At 37.6% G+C, this 20,179-nt stretch carries 19 protein-coding genes; 5 read left to right on the top strand and 14 right to left on the bottom strand.

Features of this window, described 5'->3' with window-relative positions:
- Positions 1-12: 12 nt before the first annotated feature.
- The 13 genes from lpxA to rpsB form a co-directional block, all read right to left on the bottom strand.
- Entirely contained in the window at positions 13-807 is a 795-nt protein-coding gene (lpxA, locus tag H4J69_RS00890; RefSeq protein WP_182215653.1) for an acyl-ACP--UDP-N-acetylglucosamine O-acyltransferase, read from the bottom strand.
- Entirely contained in the window at positions 808-1,260 is a 453-nt protein-coding gene (gene fabZ / locus H4J69_RS00885) for a 3-hydroxyacyl-ACP dehydratase FabZ (protein ID WP_070374046.1), read from the bottom strand.
- Positions 1,261-1,264: 4 nt separating this feature from the next.
- Positions 1,265-2,305, bottom strand: a complete 1,041-nt coding sequence (gene lpxD / locus H4J69_RS00880) for a UDP-3-O-(3-hydroxymyristoyl)glucosamine N-acyltransferase (RefSeq protein ID WP_220465242.1) — start codon at positions 2,303-2,305, stop codon at positions 1,265-1,267.
- 173 nt (positions 2,306-2,478) lie between these two features.
- Positions 2,479-2,997, bottom strand: coding sequence for an OmpH family outer membrane protein (locus H4J69_RS00875; protein WP_259364978.1), 519 nt, complete (start codon positions 2,995-2,997; stop codon positions 2,479-2,481).
- 146 nt (positions 2,998-3,143) lie between these two features.
- Complete coding sequence (gene bamA, locus H4J69_RS00870; protein ID WP_182243469.1) at positions 3,144-5,618, bottom strand: outer membrane protein assembly factor BamA; 2,475 nt, start codon at positions 5,616-5,618, stop codon at positions 3,144-3,146.
- Positions 5,619-5,645: 27 nt separating this feature from the next.
- Positions 5,646-7,001 carry a sigma E protease regulator RseP gene (gene rseP, locus H4J69_RS00865; RefSeq protein ID WP_182244093.1) on the bottom strand — a complete coding sequence of 452 codons (1,356 nt, stop codon included), beginning with the start codon at positions 6,999-7,001 and terminating at the stop codon, positions 5,646-5,648.
- Complete coding sequence (gene ispC, locus H4J69_RS00860; RefSeq protein WP_182243467.1) at positions 7,002-8,249, bottom strand: 1-deoxy-D-xylulose-5-phosphate reductoisomerase; 1,248 nt, start codon at positions 8,247-8,249, stop codon at positions 7,002-7,004.
- A 13-nt stretch (positions 8,250-8,262) separates the two neighbouring features.
- Complete coding sequence (locus tag H4J69_RS00855) at positions 8,263-9,132, bottom strand: phosphatidate cytidylyltransferase (RefSeq protein ID WP_182221573.1); 870 nt, start codon at positions 9,130-9,132, stop codon at positions 8,263-8,265.
- Between the two features lie 60 nt (positions 9,133-9,192).
- Entirely contained in the window at positions 9,193-9,936 is a 744-nt protein-coding gene (uppS, locus tag H4J69_RS00850) for a polyprenyl diphosphate synthase (RefSeq protein ID WP_182244092.1), read from the bottom strand.
- Positions 9,937-10,035: 99 nt separating this feature from the next.
- Complete coding sequence (gene frr, locus H4J69_RS00845) at positions 10,036-10,593, bottom strand: ribosome recycling factor (protein ID WP_070374054.1); 558 nt, start codon at positions 10,591-10,593, stop codon at positions 10,036-10,038.
- A gap of 24 nt (positions 10,594-10,617) precedes the next feature.
- The gene (gene pyrH, locus H4J69_RS00840; RefSeq protein ID WP_070374055.1) at positions 10,618-11,358 is read right to left on the bottom strand and encodes a UMP kinase; all 741 of its coding nucleotides are present in this window, start codon (positions 11,356-11,358) and stop codon (positions 10,618-10,620) included.
- 144 nt (positions 11,359-11,502) lie between these two features.
- Complete coding sequence (gene tsf, locus H4J69_RS00835) at positions 11,503-12,375, bottom strand: translation elongation factor Ts (protein WP_070374056.1); 873 nt, start codon at positions 12,373-12,375, stop codon at positions 11,503-11,505.
- Between the two features lie 122 nt (positions 12,376-12,497).
- Complete coding sequence (gene rpsB, locus H4J69_RS00830; RefSeq protein ID WP_070374057.1) at positions 12,498-13,226, bottom strand: 30S ribosomal protein S2; 729 nt, start codon at positions 13,224-13,226, stop codon at positions 12,498-12,500.
- A gap of 461 nt (positions 13,227-13,687) precedes the next feature.
- Here rpsB and H4J69_RS00825 point away from each other — a divergent pair, with 461 nt between their 5' ends.
- From H4J69_RS00825 to H4J69_RS00805, 5 genes are all read left to right on the top strand, one after another.
- Entirely contained in the window at positions 13,688-14,296 is a 609-nt protein-coding gene (locus H4J69_RS00825; protein WP_182215641.1) for a hypothetical protein, read from the top strand.
- 76 nt (positions 14,297-14,372) lie between these two features.
- Entirely contained in the window at positions 14,373-15,161 is a 789-nt protein-coding gene (gene map / locus H4J69_RS00820; protein WP_182230101.1) for a type I methionyl aminopeptidase, read from the top strand.
- Between the two features lie 116 nt (positions 15,162-15,277).
- Positions 15,278-17,899, top strand: coding sequence for a [protein-PII] uridylyltransferase (gene glnD / locus H4J69_RS00815; protein WP_182215637.1), 2,622 nt, complete (start codon positions 15,278-15,280; stop codon positions 17,897-17,899).
- A gap of 37 nt (positions 17,900-17,936) precedes the next feature.
- Positions 17,937-18,767 carry a 2,3,4,5-tetrahydropyridine-2,6-dicarboxylate N-succinyltransferase gene (gene dapD / locus H4J69_RS00810; RefSeq protein ID WP_182215635.1) on the top strand — a complete coding sequence of 277 codons (831 nt, stop codon included), beginning with the start codon at positions 17,937-17,939 and terminating at the stop codon, positions 18,765-18,767.
- Positions 18,768-19,035: 268 nt separating this feature from the next.
- The gene (locus H4J69_RS00805) at positions 19,036-19,365 is read left to right on the top strand and encodes a hypothetical protein (protein WP_182215633.1); all 330 of its coding nucleotides are present in this window, start codon (positions 19,036-19,038) and stop codon (positions 19,363-19,365) included.
- Positions 19,366-19,378: 13 nt separating this feature from the next.
- On the opposite strand, the gene truC is transcribed toward H4J69_RS00805, so the two are convergent.
- Positions 19,379-20,137 carry a tRNA pseudouridine(65) synthase TruC gene (gene truC / locus H4J69_RS00800; protein WP_220465983.1) on the bottom strand — a complete coding sequence of 253 codons (759 nt, stop codon included), beginning with the start codon at positions 20,135-20,137 and terminating at the stop codon, positions 19,379-19,381.
- Between the last annotated feature and the right edge of the window lie 42 nt (positions 20,138-20,179).

Genomic DNA, 20,179 nt, shown 5'->3' with positions numbered 1-20,179 from the left:
TAACAATCGTGTTTAGCGGGCAATGCCACGGCTAGAGTTTTTAATAAACTCAGCAAACAAGGTTAACTCTGGCATATCATCGGCTAATGCGGCAACTTTTTCTAAAGCTTCGTTAACGTTTAAACCTTTACGATAAACTTCTTTATAGGCTCGTTTGATCGTTAAAATAACCTCTTTGTCAAAACCTCGGCGTTTTAACCCTTCTGAGTTTAAACCAAAAGGAGAAGCCGGTTGACCAGACACCATCAAATAAGGCGGTATATCTTTTAAAATCAGCGAATTTGCCGCAACAAAGCTGTGCGCGCCAATATGACAAAACTGATGAACGCCTGTCATACCACCTAAAATAGCGTAATCACCTACATGAACATGGCCAGCAATAGAGGCATTATTTGCAAGAATACAGTGACTGCCAACAATACAATCATGGGCAACATGGGTATACGCCATAAACAAATTATTACTGCCTATTTGCGTTAGGCTGTTATCTTGAATCGTGCCGCGATGGACTGTACAAGATTCACGAAAAACATTATTGTCACCAATAATCAATTCGGTTAACTCGCCGGCATACTTTAGATCCTGACAATCTTCACCAATACTGGCAAATTGAAAGAATTTGTTGCCTTCGCCAATTTTTGTTGGGCCTTTAATGACAACATGAGAATTAATCACACAGTTGTCACCAATAACGACATCTTTAGAAATATAACTCCAAGGGCCAATACTAACATTTTTGCCAATGCTAGCGCCTTCTTCGATAATCGCCTGAGGGTGAATTAAGCTCTGCTTATTGGAAGTCACCATTTATACCACTCTTCTTGCACACATAAGTTCAGCGCAGCAAACAACTTTACCTTCAACCCTAGCTTCGCCATAAAATTTCCACATACCACGACGCTCTTTTAAGAACTCGACATGCAAATGCATAGTATCGCCTGGCACAACAGACTTTTTAAATTTTGCCTTATCAATTGAAGCAAATAAGTACATTTCATTTTTATCTCTGCCATCTGTACTTTTAAAGCCTAAAAGCCCAGTTGCTTGCGCTAAAGCTTCGAGGATCATCACACCAGGAAAAATAGGGAGATCAGGGAAATGACCATTAAACACAGGTTCGTTAATACTAACATTCTTAATAGCATGCAATGTTTTCATTGGCTGATAATCTAAAACGCGATCGACCAAAAGCATGGGGTAACGATGTGGCAGTAATGCTTTGATTTCTGCAATTTCAATGGTGTTTTTTGGTAATTCCAACGGACTATTCCTTTTCAATAATATTGTTTAAGTGCTCGATGTCATGCTCTGCACTCTTAATGCGCTTAAGTATACTTTCTAATTTGCGAATTCTGGCATTATTTTTATTCCATTCTTTATTTGGTTGGCACGGCATGCCCGAAGAATAAACACCGGATTCATTAATATCTTTGGTCACCATGGTCATGCCGGTAAAAACACAACCATCAGCAACTTCAATATGACCATTAATACCAACAAGGCCCGCTATCACACAATTTTTGCCAATAACGGTACTGCCTGCAATAACACTACAAGCTGCCATCGCGGTATTTTCACCAATAACAACATTATGAGCAATTTGAATTTGATTATCTAAAATAACACCATCTTTAATCACTGTATTTTCTAGCGCGCCACGATCGATAGTCGTGCTGGCACCAATTTCGACTTTGTTACCAATAATAACGCTTCCCAGCTGAGGTATTTTCAACCATTTACCTTGGTCATTTGCATAACCAAAGCCATCAGAGCCAATAACCGTATTCGCTTGAATTAGACAATCTTGGCCAATTTCAACACGATGATAAATGCTAACATTGGACCATAATTTAGTACTTGCGCCGATTTTTGCTTGAACACCAATAAAACAGCCCGCACCAATAGTAACATTATCACTAATAACTACGCCCTGCTCTATCACAGTATTAGCGCCGATGGCGACATTATCACCTAAAGTAACATCCGCTGAAATTTGAGCCGAGGGATGAATACTGTTAGCCGGTTTTGGAGTGGTATCAAGTAATTGTGCGGTAAGTGCATAACCCAAATAGGGATTATTCATCACTAGCGCATGGGTATTACAGTCATTAAGGTGTTGAGAAGAAATAATAACCGCACCAGCTTTAGTATCAGCAAGCTGTTGGCTGTATTTTTTATTGGCTAAAAATGCAATTTGTTGTGCATTAGCGGTTGATAATGTGGCAAGTGAATGAATGATATATGTTTCATCACCATGAACCTCAGCACCAATTTTTTCAGCTAGCTGTTTGAGAGTATAAGACATAAACACTTAATATTTTTATGGATGCTCAATGAGCATAACTGGAAAAGACGCTAAAACCAATATGATTTTATTAGGCTAGAAAAAAAACTTGCAACTAATATTATTAATAATAGTTGCAAGTTTTATAACGGTAAGGCTTAAATTAACCTTATATCTACTACTTAGCGGTAGACTTAGTTAAGTTTACTAACCTGTTCAACAACCTTATTAGTGATCATTGCATCTGGCTTAGCAAAAATAACGGCTTGCTGTTCTAAAACAAGGTCATATTTGTCTTTTGCTGCAATGCTGTCGATAGCTTGACGAACCAAGGCTATAATTTTGTTTGTTTCTTCGTTCTTACGCAAGCCAGTTGCTTGTTGGAACGCTTTACCTTTAGCTTGGTAATCTTGATATAATGTTGCGATTTGAGTATCAAGTTCTTCGATATCTTTAGCGCTCATTAATGAACCGTCACGCTGTTTCTTTTCTTGGTAGTACTTAATGTCTTTTTCTAACTGAGCTAAAATAGCTTTATCATCTTTAAACTCAGCTTCTAGTACCTGCATTACTGCCGTTGTTTGTGGGATTTTACTCATCACTTCTTGGAAATTAACCACGGCGATTTTTTGATCAGCAGCCATTACAGAGCTTGCTAATAACAACGTTGACGCTACTGCAGAGCAAGTAACTGTTTTAATGAATTTTTTCAATTTTATCTCCAAAATATTATTACTTCACAACTTTGATATAAGTTGCATTAATTTTTATAATTGTCATGTAATAGCTATGGGGGCTAACTATAAGAATTAAACCCCCTTAGTAAATTTATACGCACTATGCCTAAAAGTTCTCTTTATTAAAATGTTTTACCTATATTAAAACTAAAGAACTCTTTATCATCGTCTTTTTCTGATTTTAGTGCTTTCGCGAAACTAAAGATCATTGGGCCCATAGGAGATAACCACTGCACTGATAAACCGGCAGAGCTTCTATAACGACCAACATCTGAATAATCATCAATCTTTTCAAATTCAGAGGTTACTAAATCGTTGTAGTCTTCTAAGTTGAACTCTGTATCCCAAACATTACCAACATCGACAAAAAAGCTGGTACGAACACTGTTCGAAAAACCTTCATCAAGTAATGGTGTCGGTACAATAAGTTCGATACCCGCGACAATAATGGCATTACCACCAACAGAACGCTGTGAGACGTTAATAAAATCGTGATCTTGCCCTAAACAACAACTACTTCCACCCTCGACCGGATCAGGAGTACCTGTGATTTGTGTTGGATAGCGAAATACCGCACGTGGGCCAACAATGTTATTTTCAAAGCCACGTAATGTATCAGAACCACCCGCTCTAAAGTTTTCCCAGAAAGGCAATATCTGGTCATTACCATCTATGGTGCCATAACCATTACCGTAACCGGCGTTTAAACGTGCTAGCACTGTCCAACGTTGATCTTGTGTTAATGGGAAGTACCATTTAGTGTCTAAGTTAATTTTAAAATAATCAACATCTGAATTTGGCGTTGTCATTTTATAAGTCAAACTTTGACTTGAGCCGTCTGTTGGAAAGGTACCACGGTTCAATGTCGTGCGAGATATAGCCATCGACAAATCGAAACTTTCAAATTCTAAACCACCATCAGGATTATTAGGATCAGAATATATCTCGTAAAATTGTTGAATTTGTTCATAAGTTTGTAAACGTGTAATACCGTTACTTTTGTAACCTACGCCAAAGTTTAAACGAACATATTCATTAATAGGAAAGCCTAAGTTAAGCCCAACACCATAAGTTCTATTATTGTATTCAACTAAGTTCGCATTACCCGCATTAAACTCGCTGTAATATATTTGCCCGCCTAAAGAAACAGCATCTACAGTAAAGTATGGGTCGGTATAAGAAATACTCGCACTTTGCTGATAACTCATGGTATTAACATTAAATGCCAAGCGGTTACCTGTTCCTAAAAAGTTGTTTTGCTGTATACCTGCACTTAAACTTAAATTAGTCGTAGAACCATAACCAATACCGGCAGTAAAAGACCCTGAGGGTTGCTCTTTAACCGTAAAGTCAATATCAACTAAGTCATCATCACCTGGTAACTGTTTAGTTTCGTATTCAACATCTTCCAAATAAGGTAAACGCTGTAGCCATGCTTTTGAACTTTCGGCAGCATTATTCGATAACCAAGCACCTTCCATTTGACGCATTTCACGGCGTAGTACTTTATCGGCAGTAACATTATTACCTTCGAAGTTAATACGGTTAACGTAAACACGTTTGCCAGGGTCAATAGAAATAGTCAGTTTAACCGTTTTTTCTTCTTCATTAATTTCAGGAATAACGGTTACTTTCGGGTAAGCATAACCATAACGGCCTAGATAACGGCTGATAGTTTCTTCGGTATACGTTACCTCTGCACCATTATAAAGTTTACCTGGACGTAATGGGTTAATAGCTCGGATCGTACGTTCAAACCCAACCATATCACCAATAAAATCTATTTCACTGACTTTAAATTGTTCACCTTCAGTGATATTCAAGGCAATATAAACCGCTTTTTTATCAGGGGTCATTGACACCTGAGTCGAGTCTACTTTGTATTGCAGATAACCACGGTCTAAATAGTAACTTTTAATCGTTTCTATATCACCTTGTAAGGTTTGTTTTTGATAGCGGTCTTGCGCCATAAAATCCCACCAAGGAGAATCAAAGGTAAGTTCTATGCGTTCAAGAAGCTCAACATCAGAAAATATCTCGTTACCAACGACGTTAATCTGCTCTATAGCTGCAGCATCGCCTTCGGTGAAAACAAAATTTATGTCAACACGGTTACGAGGCAAGTGAATAATTTCAGCTTTTACATCGGCATTATATTTACCAATACTGTGGTAGAAATCTTCTAAGCCTACCTCAATACCGGAAATTATAGTCATGTCGAGTGTTTCACCGACTCGAATATTACTGCCGTCAAGACTCTCAGTTAGTTGCTCTGCTTTTAAATCTTTATTGCCATCGAAGGTGATTTCACTGATCGTTGAACGCTCATGAACACGATAGATAACTCTATTACCTTCACGATAAACGACAACATCATTAAAATGTCCTGACTTGTAGAGAGACTTTATCGACTGAGAAATACGGAATTCATTGAGCGTATCTCCCGTATTAAAAGGGATATGAGTCAAAGCAGCGCCGAGTGCGACACGCTGTAACCCTTTTACTTCAATATCTTCTACTTGAAATTCTTCAGAGGCTTGTGCTGTTGTACCTAAGGCACCTAATAATACCGCAAGGGCAATTTTTTTAATTATCATAAATGCTAACTTTTATTACTTCTTTTGTTATAACCGCGAAAAATCGTTAAATAATGCGATACTCATTAAGCCTAAGAGGGCTAGTGTACCAAACTTAAAACCTATTTCTTGTATTTTTTCTGATACGGGTTTACCTGTGACAATTTCCACAAGATAATAAAATAAATGCCCGCCATCAAGCACTGGTAAAGGTAATAAATTTATAATACCTAAGTTAATGCTAATTAAAGCCAGAAAACCTAGGAAATATACCAAACCATATTGTGCACTACTTCCTGCTCCTTGTGCGATAGAAATAGGCCCACTTAAGTTCTTAACAGAAATATCACCCGTCAAGAGCTTGCCTATCATGTCAAAACTCAATACTACTAAGTTCCAACTACGCTGTAAGCTTTGTCCTAAAGCATCAACAACGCCGTAACGTAACTCAAATAAATATTCTTTTGGGTAAGAGTCAGATTTTGGAACCACACCCAAATAACCTATTTTCTTACCCGCACGTTCAATTAAAGCCGGTGTTACCATTATCTCTTTGTTTTCACCAAGTCTTTCGACGACTAAAATAACGTTTTGTTCCGGAAGTTGACTAATATTTTTTGAAAACATCGCCCAACTGCCATTAATACTTTCGTTATTGATGCTAATTAACTTGTCATCAACTTTTAGGCCGGCCTTATCTGCAACACTACCTTCTTCAATAAAAGCTAGCTCAGCATAAACAGCGGCTCTATAAGGAGCAATACCTAAACTACTAATGGCTGATTCTTTATCGGGTGAAAAAGACCAGTTAGCCGCATCCAAATTATAAGTTTTCGGTGAAGCACTACCTTGTTCTTTTGTTTTTATAGTAAAAGCGCTCTCACCTATTTGCGAGACTAACGCTAGATTGACATCTTGCCAATCTAAGGTCTTTTGACCGGCAACTTCAATGATTTCACTGTTACTGGTAAGATTCGCCCGCTGCGCTATAGATTCTGGCATTATTTCACCAACAATCGGTTTTACACTCGGCACACCAATTAGAAACATCAGATAAAAAGCAAAAATAGCAAAAGCAAAGTTTGCTAGAGGCCCAGCAGCAATAATCGCTATACGCTGATAAACCGTTTTATTATTAAAAGTTTTATCGATATCTTCGGGCTTGACCTCATCAACGCGGCCATCAAGCATTTTAACGTAACCACCCAATGGAATTAAGGCGATAACAAACTCTGTACCTTCTTTATTAACTTTTCGCCATAATACCTTGCCAAAGCCAATTGAAAAACGCTCTACTTGCACGCCGTTTCTGCGGGCAACCCAATAATGGCCGTATTCATGCACCGTAATCAAAATACCTAAAGCGACAACAAAAGAGGCTAAATTCCAAAAAAAATCAAACAACTATAGATTACCTTTTTCGTTAACTTCATTAATCGCCACATCATTGACTACAAAGCAGCCACTGGCAATTAAATTACGTGAAAATTCTCTAGCACTTGCATCAAGCGCAACGACATCATCAATTGATGCCACCCTTTCTGAGACAAATTTATTCACAGAAGTTTCATTTATTTTTGCAATATCAGTAAATTTTATTTTTTCGTTCAAAAAAGCATCAACGGCAATTTCATTAGCGGCATTTAAAGCTGTACATGCACCTTGGCCACTTTTACAAGCCGCTATGGCTAATTTTAAATTAGGATACTTTTGATAATCGACATCTTCAAATTCAAATGATGGCGTATTGAAAAAATCTAAGGGTGCGACACCTGAATCAATTCTCTGCGGATAAGCCAAGGCATGAGCAATGGGGGTACGCATATCAGGATTACCCATTTGAGCTATCACGCTACCGTCTTTATATTGCACCATTGAATGAATGGTACTTTGCGGATGTAAAACAACGTGGATATCGTCAGGGTCGATATTAAATAACCATTTTGCTTCAATAAATTCGAGGCCTTTATTCATCATGGTCGCAGAGTCTACAGAAATTTTACGGCCCATTTCCCAATTAGGGTGGGCACACGCTTGTGCTGGGGTTACTTCTGCTAACTGTTCGACTGAAAAAGTTCTAAACGGACCACCTGAGCCGGTCAGTAATATTTTACTGATGCCATTACTTGCTAAGTCGCATCGACCTGGCTTAGCTTGTACATTAGCGGGTAAACACTGGAAAATAGCATTGTGTTCACTGTCTATCGGCAATAATTCTGCACCATACTTTTCAACCGCATCTATAAACAAAGCGCCTGAAGTCACTAAAGCTTCTTTATTTGCTAACAGTACTCTTTTACCCGACTTAACTGCAGCCATAGTAGACAAAAGACCTGACGCTCCAACAATAGCAGCCATGACCGTATCTGAGGTATCAGCTTGAGCAATATCAATTAAGCCTTGTCCGCCACTGAGTACTTCAATATTTTGTAAACCGTTTTGGTCGAGTTTTACTTTTAAAGCTTGTGCCGCATGCTCGGCCACCATAACGACAGTGCTCGGTTTAAACTCCAGACACTGCGCCAACATTTCATCAACCCGGGTATTCGCCGATAAAGACTCAACAGAAAATAACGTGGGATGAAGCCTAACAACCTCTAAGGTGCTAACACCTATCGATCCTGTTGAACCTAAAATACAAAGTTTACGCATCGTTTATATCAACCTACTGCCAGCCTAATAAGGCATAACATAATGCATAAATCGGCGCAGTAGCCGTTAAACTATCAATTCTGTCCAAGATACCGCCATGACCAGGTAAGATTGCGCCACTGTCTTTTATGCCTGCTTGTCGTTTAAACATACTTTCATTTAAATCACCTAGCACTGACACTGTTGTGATGATAGCGGTGACAATTAACGCTAACGTAAATTGATGTTGCTGCCATCCGAGCGAGTAACCGGCAATACTGATAAAGATACAGGCACAAACAACACCACCAATAAAGCCTTCGAGGGTTTTGCCTGGACTGACATTGGGTAGTAGTTTACGTTTACCGATAGATTTACCAACAAAATAAGCACCTACATCAGCACTCCACACCATTAAGAATAAAAACATAATCAGCTGAGCGCCATTATACGGATCTTGGTTGTAATCATTACTGCGCAGCACCATAAAAGCGAGCCAAGTAGGAATAAGCGTTAACCAGCCAAATACACCACGAATCGAGCGATGGCTTGACCAAAACTTACTGTAGCGAGGATAAAGAAAGGTTAGCGTTGCTGATAGCACCCACCAAGCAACAGCAATCCATAATACCAGCGACACCCCTGAATGGAGCTGCCCATCATTAGACCAGAGTTGTAACAATGGTAGTGCGTACCAAAGCACAGATATAAGAATAATCGTCGCACAAACAAAAGCAAGACGACGGCGTTTATTGGCAAAGCCCATTAAAGGCCCCCACTCCCATGCACCAATAGCCATAACAGCCATAAACAAAGCCGCAAATTGATCTAGAGGTAAATAGAAAATGGCGAAAATAGTTAAAGGCGCTAAGATAACAGCGGTAATAATACGTTGTTTTAACAAATGGAAACCCTTATAAATGCTATTTAATTTTATCGTTATTATTGTTTTAAATTTATAGTCTTAAATTTTTATTTGTTCACCTGTTTGACCAAAACGTCGTTCTCTTTGGTCAAAGCATCCCATTGCGTTAATGAGCGCTTGTTCATCAAAATCAGGCCATAGTGTTTCTGTAAAATAAAATTCTGCGTAAGCTGCTTGCCATAGCAAAAAATTACTTATGCGAAAATCACCACCGGTACGAATAAGTAAATCAAGTTCAGGCAAGTTAGCTAAACAAGTATATTGATGGAGTGTTTCTTCGGTTATATCATCAACAGACATGGTGTTATTGGATACTTTTTCAGCTAAAACTTTAGCGGCATTAGCTATGTCCCAACGTCCGCCATAGTTAGCTGCAACAGACAATACCATACCTTTATTGTTTGCGGTTAAATCTTCTGAAACTTTTATTTTTTTTTGTAAATTTTCTGAAAAACGTGAAACATCGCCAATCACTTGGAAGCGCACATCATTTTTATGAAGCTTTTTCACTTCTCGTGTTAGCACAAACATGAATAAATCCATCAATACGCTAACTTCTTGTTCTGGACGTTGCCAATTTTCACTACTAAAGGCAAAAAGTGTTAATGCTTTCACCCCGTATTTTATCGCAGTACTCACTGATGTTCGAACTGATTCAACACCTGATTTATGACCTGCAACCCGTGTTTTTCCACGTTGTTGTGCCCAGCGTCCATTACCATCCATTATAATGGCAACGTGTTGCGGTACTTTGATTAAAGTATCTGTTATTGCTTCAGTCATAATCGTTCCGTCATACTAATCAAGCTAGATTCAAATTTTCTGTAAAAAAAACCGTAGTGATCATTTAATAACTACGGTTTATATTATCGGTTAAAGAAGTTATATTTCCATTAACTCTTTTTCTTTAATAGATAAGATATCATCAACCTGTTTTACATAAGTATCGGTTAATTTTTGAATATCATCTTCAGACTGATGCATTTCATCATCATTAATTTCTTTTTCTTTATTCAATGATTTTACATCTGAATTAGCATCGCGGCGAATATTTCGAATAGCGACCTTGCCATTTTCAGCTTCATTTTTAACCACTTTAACAAGATCTTTACGACGCTCTTCTGTTAAAGGTGGTAAAGGAATACGAATAAGTGTTCCTTGAGATGATGGGTTCAAGCCCAAATCAGATTTCAAAATTGCTTTTTCTACCGCGCCGATCATGCCTTTATCAAAGACAGTAATCGCTAAAGTACGCGCATCAGGTGTAGCAATGTTGCCCACTTGACTTAATGGTGTTTCCATACCGTAATAATCAACAACAATATTATCAAGTAAAGAACGATGTGCTCGCCCCGTTCTTACTTTGTTTAAATTGCTTTTTAATGATTCGATACTTTTACTCATACGGTCTTGAGCATCTTGTTTTATTTCATTTATCACGTTGAATTTCCTTTAAATCAAAAATTAAACTAAATTTTCTGAATGGTCGATAGTTGTACCTTCATTACCGCCCATTACCACTGCTTTTAGTGCACCTGGCTTATTCATATTAAAAACACGAATAGTCATATTGTGATCACGCGCGAGCGTAAATGCGGCTAAATCCATTACTTTGAGTTCTTTTTCTAATACTTCGTTATAACTTAATTGGCTATATAAGGTAGCATCAGGGTTTTTAACAGGGTCATCTGAGTAGATGCCATCTACCTTAGTCGCTTTTAAAACCACATCAGCTTCAATCTCAATGCCGCGTAAACAGGCTGCTGAATCTGTGGTAAAGAAAGGATTACCGGTACCGGCACTGAAAATAACAACACGGCCAGATTTTAATAAACTGATGCCTTCAGCCCAGTTATAACGGTCACAAACACCTGCCAAGTCAATAGCAGACATTAATTTAGCATTAACAAAAGCGCGATGTAAGGCATCACGCATCGCAAGACCGTTCATTACGGTTGCTAACATACCCATTTGGTCACCAACAACGCGGTTCATTCCTGCTTCTGCAAGACCAGCGCCACGGAACAAATTACCGCCGCCAATAACTAAACCCACTTGGATGCCCATTTCAATCAGTTCTTTAATTTCTTGAGCCATACGATCCAAAACTTTAGGGTCGATACCGAAACCCTCTTCACCCATTAAGGCTTCACCACTAAGTTTTAATAAAATTCGACGATATATTGGTTTTGGACTGATGCTCATAAAAAACATTCCTGTATTTTGTCTATAAATAGGCGAAAAAAATAGCCGTGATCAATTTGACCGCGGCTATTTTAATACGTTTAGCTGACTATCGAAAGTCTAAACTGAAAAAAGAACTGTTTTACTGAATTAAATGCTTAAAAATTAAGCTTTTGATGCAGCAATTTGTGCTTCAACTTCAGCAGCAAAATCTTCTTCTTTCTTAGCAATGCCTTCACCAACTTCTAAACGAACAAAGTTAGAAACCGTAATGCCTTTCTCTTTAAGAACAACACCAACAGTTTTCTTAGGTTCCATGATGAATGCTTGACCTGTCAAAGAAATTTCACCGGTAAATTTCTTCATACGACCTATGATGATCTTTTCAAGTAATTCAACAGGTTTTTTCTTTTTATCATCAAGAGCATCGTTTTCAGCTTTTAAGATATCTAGTTGAATACGCTGTTCATTTTCTACAACACTATCAGCAACATCTTCAGGTGTTAAAAATTCAGGCTTACTTGCAGCAACGTGCATAGCAATGTGCTTTAATGATTCAGCATCGCCTTCACCAGCAACAACAACACCAATACTAGCGCCATGGCTATATGAAGCTAATGCAGCACCTTCAACGTATGAAACGCGACGGATATTGATGTTTTCACCAATTTTAGTCACAAGCGTAATACGCTTTTCTTCGAATTGAGCTTGTAACTCTTCGATTGTCGCTTTTGATGCTAAAGCAGCGTCTGCAACTTCGTTAGCAAAACCTAAGAAGTTAGAATCTTTTGCAACAAAATCAGTCTGACAGTTAACTTCAAGAAGTGCAGCAACGCCATCAGCGCTTTTAATTAAAATAGCACCTTCAGCAGCGATGTTACCGGCTTTTTTAGCCGCTTTTGCTTGACCGTTCTTACGCATATTTTCAATCGCAAGTTCCATGTCGCCTTCAGCTTCTTGTAAAGCTTTTTTACAATCCATCATGCCCGCAGCTGTGCGTTCACGAAGTTCTTTTACCATTGCAGCAGTAATTACCATGAGAGAATTCCTCAAATTTTGTTATCCCCTAAACTATTTAAAGCCGGGCATAAATATTAATATGTTGCCACAAGCGCTAACACGCTTGTGGCAATAGCAAAAAAGATTATGAAAAACTGAAATTATTCAGCTTCTACAAAACCGTCTTTTTCAGCTTGAACAACAATGTTCTTTTCACGACCAGCTAAAACTGCGTTAGCAGCAGAATCAGTGTATAAAGTCACAGCGCGAATTGCATCGTCGTTACCCGGGATAATGAAATCAATGTTATCTGGGTTTGAGTTTGTATCAACTACAGATATTACTGGAATACCTAAGTTTTTAGCTTCTTTAATAGAAATGTGTTCGTGATCAGCATCAATGATGAATAAAACGTCAGGTAAACCACCCATGTTTTTGATTCCACCAAGACTTTTGTCAAGTTTTTCCATTTCACGTGTACGCATCAAAGCTTCTTTTTTAGTAAGAGCTTCAAAAGTACCGTCAGAGCTTTGTGCTTCAAGATCTTTTAAACGCTTGATTGATTGACGAACTGTTTTCCAGTTAGTCAACATACCACCTAACCAACGGTGATTAACGTAAAACTGATCACATTTGATAGCAGCATCTTTAATTGCATCGCTTGCAGCGCGCTTAGTACCAACAAATAAAACTTTACCTTTTTTCGCAGAAACACCTGATAAGAAAGCAAGGGCTTCATTGAACATAGGAACAGTTTGTTCAAGGTTGATGATATGAACTTTATCGCGTGAACCAAAAATGTAAGTTTTCATTTTTGGGTTCCAGTAACGGGTTTTGTGACCGAAATGAACACCTGCTTTAAGCATATCGCGCATAGAAACGTTTGGCATGATTTTTCCTTTATTTGGTTTAGGGGGTTAAGCGTTCATACATTCAAATATACCTGACTCTTTATTGTTCGATTATTTGCTTATAATTAAGACAAATTCAAACTGAGCACCCCGACATATTCTTAATAAATGTATGTGAATTTATAATAAGTATTATTATTTTTAATAATACAAGTTTAAAAGCTAAACACTATCGATAACAACAAGTTAGTAATCGGATAACCGAAAACACTGAGTAATACTTAGATAAAATCTAAATAACTATGCTATTCAATCGACAAATTTAACGGCGCACTTTATACCATATTAATTTACCAAAGGCTAGAAATTAACAATTAAAGGTCAATATTTCTTAATTAATATAGTAATAATATTACTGGGATAATTTTACTGTACGCGCTAAAATTAGCGGTTCTATATTTTATTAAATTTTTGACTTAACACTACGGCGATATATGACCATGTCTACTGAACTCTTTTTTATTTATGACACACACTGCCCTTGGAGCTTTGCGACAACTTCTTTAGTTAAAGAAATTGCTGATGCTTATCCAAATATCACTTTAAATTTATGGCACAGTGCTCACTATGAAGGAGATGAGAAAGTCAGCCGAAAAACTATTGATGCCGTTGAAGATGACGCTAACATTGAATTTAGTCACGAATATGTGAAGACACTTAACGTAGAGAAAGACTCAACATTAAGTGCTAATTTAATAGGATGGGTCAGTCAAAAAGTGCCTCACTTAACTTTAGAGCTTATTACCGCTATCCAAAAACAGCATTTTGAACAAGGCACAGCGTTTACGCACGAAAGTGATTTTCAGCCTATCATTGATGAACTTAAGCTATCACCGCCTGCAAAAGTATTTAAAGAAGGTAAAATAGCTAAGGAAGCCGAATTTGTTTTACAAGAAATTTATGACTTTCAAGAGTATATTGGTACAAAAGCGATCCCCGCATTACTAATTGCTCATAATGAAAACCTAACCTTACTCAATCATAACTTATATTTACAAAACCCTAGTGCAATAATAGAAGCTGTTGAGCTTGAACTTGCAAAAAACTAGACCAATAGACAATAACGACACTTTTAGGCAAAATAACAACCGTAGCCTTTACACTAAACAGACAATAGAGGAATAAATGGGTATTACAATTAAAACTCAGCAAGAAATAGAAAAAATGCGTATAGCAGGAAAACTTGCCGCCGACGTATTAGAGATGATCACACCTTATGTAAAAGCGGGTGTGACAACCAATGAGTTAAATACCCTATGCGCTGACTATACAGACAAAGTGCAAGATGCCATTTCAGCGCCATTAAATTATCATGGCTTTCCTAAATCAATTTGTACCTCAGTTAATCACGTGGTGTGTCATGGTATTCCTAACGACGTGCCATTAGTTGATGGCGACATCGTTAATATGGACATCACTGTTATTAAAGATGGCTATCACGGTGATACCAGTAAAATGTTTCTTATTGGCGAAGTAAGTCTTGAAGACAATCGTTTATGTCGTATCACCAGAGAAGCTTTGTACGTCGGATTGAAAAAAGTAAAACCTGGCAACACCTTTGGTGAGATTGGCACTGCTATTCAAAAGTTTTTAAAAAAATCAGGTCGTTACTCTATTGTAAAAGAATATTGTGGCCATGGTATTGGCAGCGTTTTTCATGAAGAACCACAGATCGTTCATTATAAAAATACCGACAAAGAAAAAATGCTTGAAGGTATGTGTTTTACTATCGAACCTATGGTTAACCTTGGTCGTGCTAATACACTACTAGATAAAGAAGATAATTGGACCGTTTACACCTTAGACGGCAAAAAGTCGGCACAATGGGAACATACACTTGTGGTTACTCGCACAGGCTGTGAAATTTTAACATTGCATAGCGATGATACGATTCCAAGACATCTACATAACTAGTTTTATTACTGGTTTTGTTAACAAAGTATAAGTTAGCGATAGTCGTTATTTGCTTTTTAATGGCTAAATAAAGCATGATGTCTATCGCCTTAACTTATTGAGTAAAATATTCAGCTATGCAAACTCTTTTTCCGATAGAATATAGTACCCCATTAGCCGTTAGCTCCCCTTTTATTTCTACTCAAGATATTTGTCAACTTAGCCGCGATTTTCAGCAATGGCAAAAAGATAAATTTCCTTATGTAGAGGTATCCATATTAGTATCAACGCGTTCAGAGTTTGTCGACAAAATTCTCCATAAACTTTGGTGCCAGCACAATTTAGATGAAGATCAAATTAGCTTACTTGCTGTTGGTGGTTATGGTCGAGGTGAATTACATCCTTATTCTGATGTCGATATATTATTACTGACTAAAGAAAAGATCAGTGATGCCTTATCCGAAAAAATATCTGCTTTTATTACTCAGCTATGGGATGTAAAGCTCGATATTGGTCACAGTGTCCGCAGTGTTAAAGAATGTGTAAAACAAGCAAAAAGCGACGTTACCATAGCGACAAACCTGATGGAAATGCGCCAAATTTGTGGCAATGAAGCCCTCACTCAGAATTTATACCCGTTATTGGCAAAAGATGGCTTTTGGACCTCAAAAAAATTCTTCTTGGCCAAACGCGAAGAACAATACGAACGCCACCAACAATACCATGGTGCTTCTTATACGCTAGAGCCCAATTTAAAAGCTAATCCGGGTGGCCTGCGAGACATTCAAACCATAGCTTGGGTTGCCAAACGACATTTTGTTGCCGACTCACTTGAAGAACTTGTTGCCCATCACTATTTAACACAAAACGAATTTTTTGAATTATTAGAGTGTCAAGACTACCTATGGCGGATGCGTGCCGCTTTGCACATTATTGCGGGTCGTAATGAAAACCGTTTACTCTTTGATTACCAAGGTGAAGTTGCCAGTTTAATGGGCTTTGGTGATGAAGGTAAATTTGCTATTGAACGCATGATGAAGCGATTTTTTCGTATTATTGGCCGTGTTGCTGAACTTAATAAAATGCTATTACAGCATTTTGAATATGCCATTATCAAAAAGAATCATCCGGTTGAAAAGATCCCCCTGACTAAAGATTTTATTATTATTGATGGCCAAATAAATGCAGTAAATGACAGAGTTTTTATGAGTTCAGTAAAAATTATGGAACTGTTTTTACTGGTTGCTCAAAATGAAAATATTACCGATTTACACCCTCAGACACTAAGATTATTAAGAAATGCCCGTAGACGTTTAATTTCAGGGCTGATGGATTACGCCGAATGTCGACGAATCTTCATCGAAATTATGAAGCATCCTAATGGCTTAGGATTAACCTTTAGCTTAATGCATCGCCATTCGATTATTGCCGCTTATTTACCACAATGGCGAAGTATTGTTGGGCAGATGCAGTTTGATTTATTTCATGCATATTCAGTTGATGAACATAGCTACCGCTTAATTAAAAATATTTACCGTTTTAGCCAACCTCAACACGACAATGATTATCCGCTTTGTAGCAAGATAATGCAGCGTATTCGTAAGCCAGAAGTATTATATATTGCAGGCATTTTTCACGATATTGCGAAAGGTCGTGGTGGTGACCATGCAAAGTTAGGTGCAGTTGATGCCTTAGAATTTAGCAAGGTTCACCCGATAAGTGATCACGATGGGCGCATGATAGCCTGGTTAGTCAAAAACCATTTAGTGATGTCGGTAACCGCACAACGTCGAGATATTGCTGATGAAGAAGTGATCAGAAATTTTGCTGCTATTGTCAGGGATGAAGCTCACTTAGATTATCTCTATTGTTTAACCGTTGCTGATATGCGTGCAACCAATGAAAGTTTATGGAATAGCTGGAAAGCAAATTTACTGCAAGAGCTTTATTTTAATACCAAAAGAGCCTTTCGCCGCGGACTCGAAAAACAAGTTGATTTACGTGCAAAAACACGAGAAAACCAAGAAAAAGCACTTGAACTGCTCAAAGATTACGAGTGCGATGCTAATCAAATTAGAACCTTTTGGAAAAAGCTTAAAGCCGAATATTTTTTACGTTATTCACCGGTACAAATTGCTTGGCATAGCCGTCATATAATAAAACATAGTATCGTAAAACCTTTAGTGTTGATCAGTCCTAAACCTTATCGAGGCGGTACTGAAATATTTATTTATACCAAAGCCTCAGCAAATATTTTTGCAAAAATGGTGACCTTACTCGACGCGCAGCGTTTATCGATTCATGATGCTAAAATAATTAGCAGTAAGAAAGGCTATACCTTAAATACGTTTGTGGTATTAGATCAAAAAAACAGAGCGATTACGGACAGCAGTCGGGCATTAGATATAGCAAACAAACTCACTAAATCATTAATGAAGCCACTGCCAAAAGTAAAAAACAAACCTGCTCCCGCTTATATTGATAACTTTAAAGTTCCTACTAAAGTGAGCTTTATCGAAACGGCAACCGATAAAACTACGGTATTAGAAATAATTGCGCTTGATCATCCCGGCCTATTAGCTAAATTTGCCAAAATTTTTCAAGAAAACAAACTAAATATTCACTCAGCAAAAATCACAACTTTTGGTGAAAAGATAGATGATGTTTTTACGGTTTCAAACACTGATAATTTAGCGTTAACACAAGAACAACAGCAAAAACTTTCAGCGATGCTATGTGAAAAACAATTTAGCATTTAACACTTTAGACCATAAATTTAAAAGAATAGGAATTACCATGTCAAACTTACAAAGCACCATAGAACAAGCTTTTGAAGATCGAATGAACATCACGCCAAAAACGGTTTCAACTGAAGTAAAGCAGGCGGTGTTAAACGCATTAGCCGCCTTAAATGATGGTTCAGCACGTGTTGCAGAAAAAGTAGCCGGTGAATGGGTTGTTCATCAGTGGCTAAAAAAAGCAGTTTTACTCTCTTTTAGAATTTGGGACAACGCAGTCATCGACGGCGCCGAAAGTACCTTTTTTGATAAAGTTCCGATGAAATATACTGATTACACACAAGCAGACTTTGAAGCTGACGGTGTTCGTGTCGTTCCTGGCGCATCTGTGCGCACGGGTAGTTTTATTGGTAAGAATGTAGTGGTTATGCCAAGCTTTGTTAATATCGGCGCTTATGTTGATGAAGGCTGTATGGTTGATGCATGGGCAACTGTTGGTTCATGTGCTCAAATTGGTAAGAATGTACACTTATCTGGTGGTGTTGGTATCGGTGGAGTTTTAGAGCCTTTACAAGCGGGACCAACCATTATTGAAGATAATTGCTTTATTGGTGCACGATCGGAAATTGTTGAAGGTGTAGTTGTTGAAGAAGGCGCTGTAATCTCTATGGGCGTTTACATTGGTCAAAGTACTCGCATTTTTGACCGTGAAACGGGTGAAATACATTATGGACGTGTGCCAGCAGGCTCAGTAGTCGTACCGGGCAACTTACCTTCTAAGTGTGGTACCTACAGTTTATACGCAGCGATAATCGTTAAAAAAGTTGATGCTAAAACACGCGCAAAAGTTGGTATTAATGCTTTACTTCGTTCGGTATCAGAAGAATAAAGCGATAAATTCTTTGTAAAAATAGCGGTGAATTTATCACCGCTATTTTTTTGACAGCTGAACAGTCTTTGCTATAGCTTGGCTGTCAAAGTTAATGTTCTTTACAAAAACACTTGCTTTCATTAAATAAAAAATTTAAAAATTCTTTATAAATAACAGTTAATTAATTATTCTCACTTCATTTAGCTCAACTGATTTAACAATCAATAAAACACTTGGCATACCATTTGCCATCTAGAGGTATCACTTGTTTTATTATTGACTGATCATGAAAAATATTTTAACTTTGCTTGTTGTTCTTAGTGCTTTATTTCTGACGGCTTGTCGCTCGACCCCTCAAGTAGCAATAGAAAAAAAACCATTGCTCTCTGACCATCATTTGATGATGTCATTGCTTCATCGTCCAGTAACGGAAGATCAGCAAATGATGTTAGCATTTGCTCAGCAACGCGAACGTTATAGTAATGATATTTTTGTTAATACTGTCAATATTAAAGGGCCAAAAATTAGCGACGATAATAGCCAACGAACCACACATGTTTATGCTGCTTTAATTGCTAGAGATGTAAATTCTATTCGTATTATTACCGCTGAATAAGCTAATGTAATGATTACGTTAAGGTCTTTATTATTTTAGTCTCCCAAGATAGTTCATCAAAAACCTCTAGCCATTGCTGATCAAATTCAGCTTCAATTGTCAGCTGTACCTTGGTAATAGGGTGAATAAATACAACTTTTTTAGCGATTAACATCAGCCGCTTAAAGCCAAAATGTTCAATGAAAAATGGATTTTGTTTATTATCCCCATAATTAATATCACCTAAAATAGGATGGCGTAAATGCGCTAAATGACGGCGAATTTGATGTCTTCTTCCCGTGGTAGGCAGTAATTTAATTAATGAATAACGCACACTATCAAATTTACCGACCTTAATAGGTAAACTTGCAGTTAATAAAGACTCGTAGTGAGTAACAGCATCTTGCGGCGCTTTATCAAGGCTAACATTTTTATCACCTAATTTATCGAGCTTCTCTTTAAGGGGATAATCTATTTCGCCTGCACCCAGTAAATGACCACGCGTCAAAGCAAAGTATGTTTTTTGAATTTTTTTATCAATAAACACTTGCCCCATTAATCGGGCTACTTCTTCGTTTAAACCAAATAATAGAACACCTGATGTCGGGCGATCTAATCGGTGAAGGGGATAAACATATTTACCCACTTGGTCACGCACCAATTGTAAGGCAAAATATATTTCATCTTTATCCATATAACTTCTATGAACAAAAAGTCCTGCTGGTTTGTCAACGGCAACAATGTAATCATCTTGATATAATATCGTTAAGATGGGTTTTTCATCAAAAGGCATGATTATCTCTAGGTTTCTTATCTGCTATGCAAAAAGCAAATA

Origin of the sequence: Colwellia sp. BRX10-9 (genome assembly GCF_014077405.1) — a bacterium.
In the GTDB taxonomy this organism is placed as follows: domain Bacteria; phylum Pseudomonadota; class Gammaproteobacteria; order Enterobacterales; family Alteromonadaceae; genus Colwellia_A.
The sequence above is the reverse complement of the archived record's forward strand: the minus strand, read 5'-3'. Positions and strand labels throughout refer to the sequence as shown.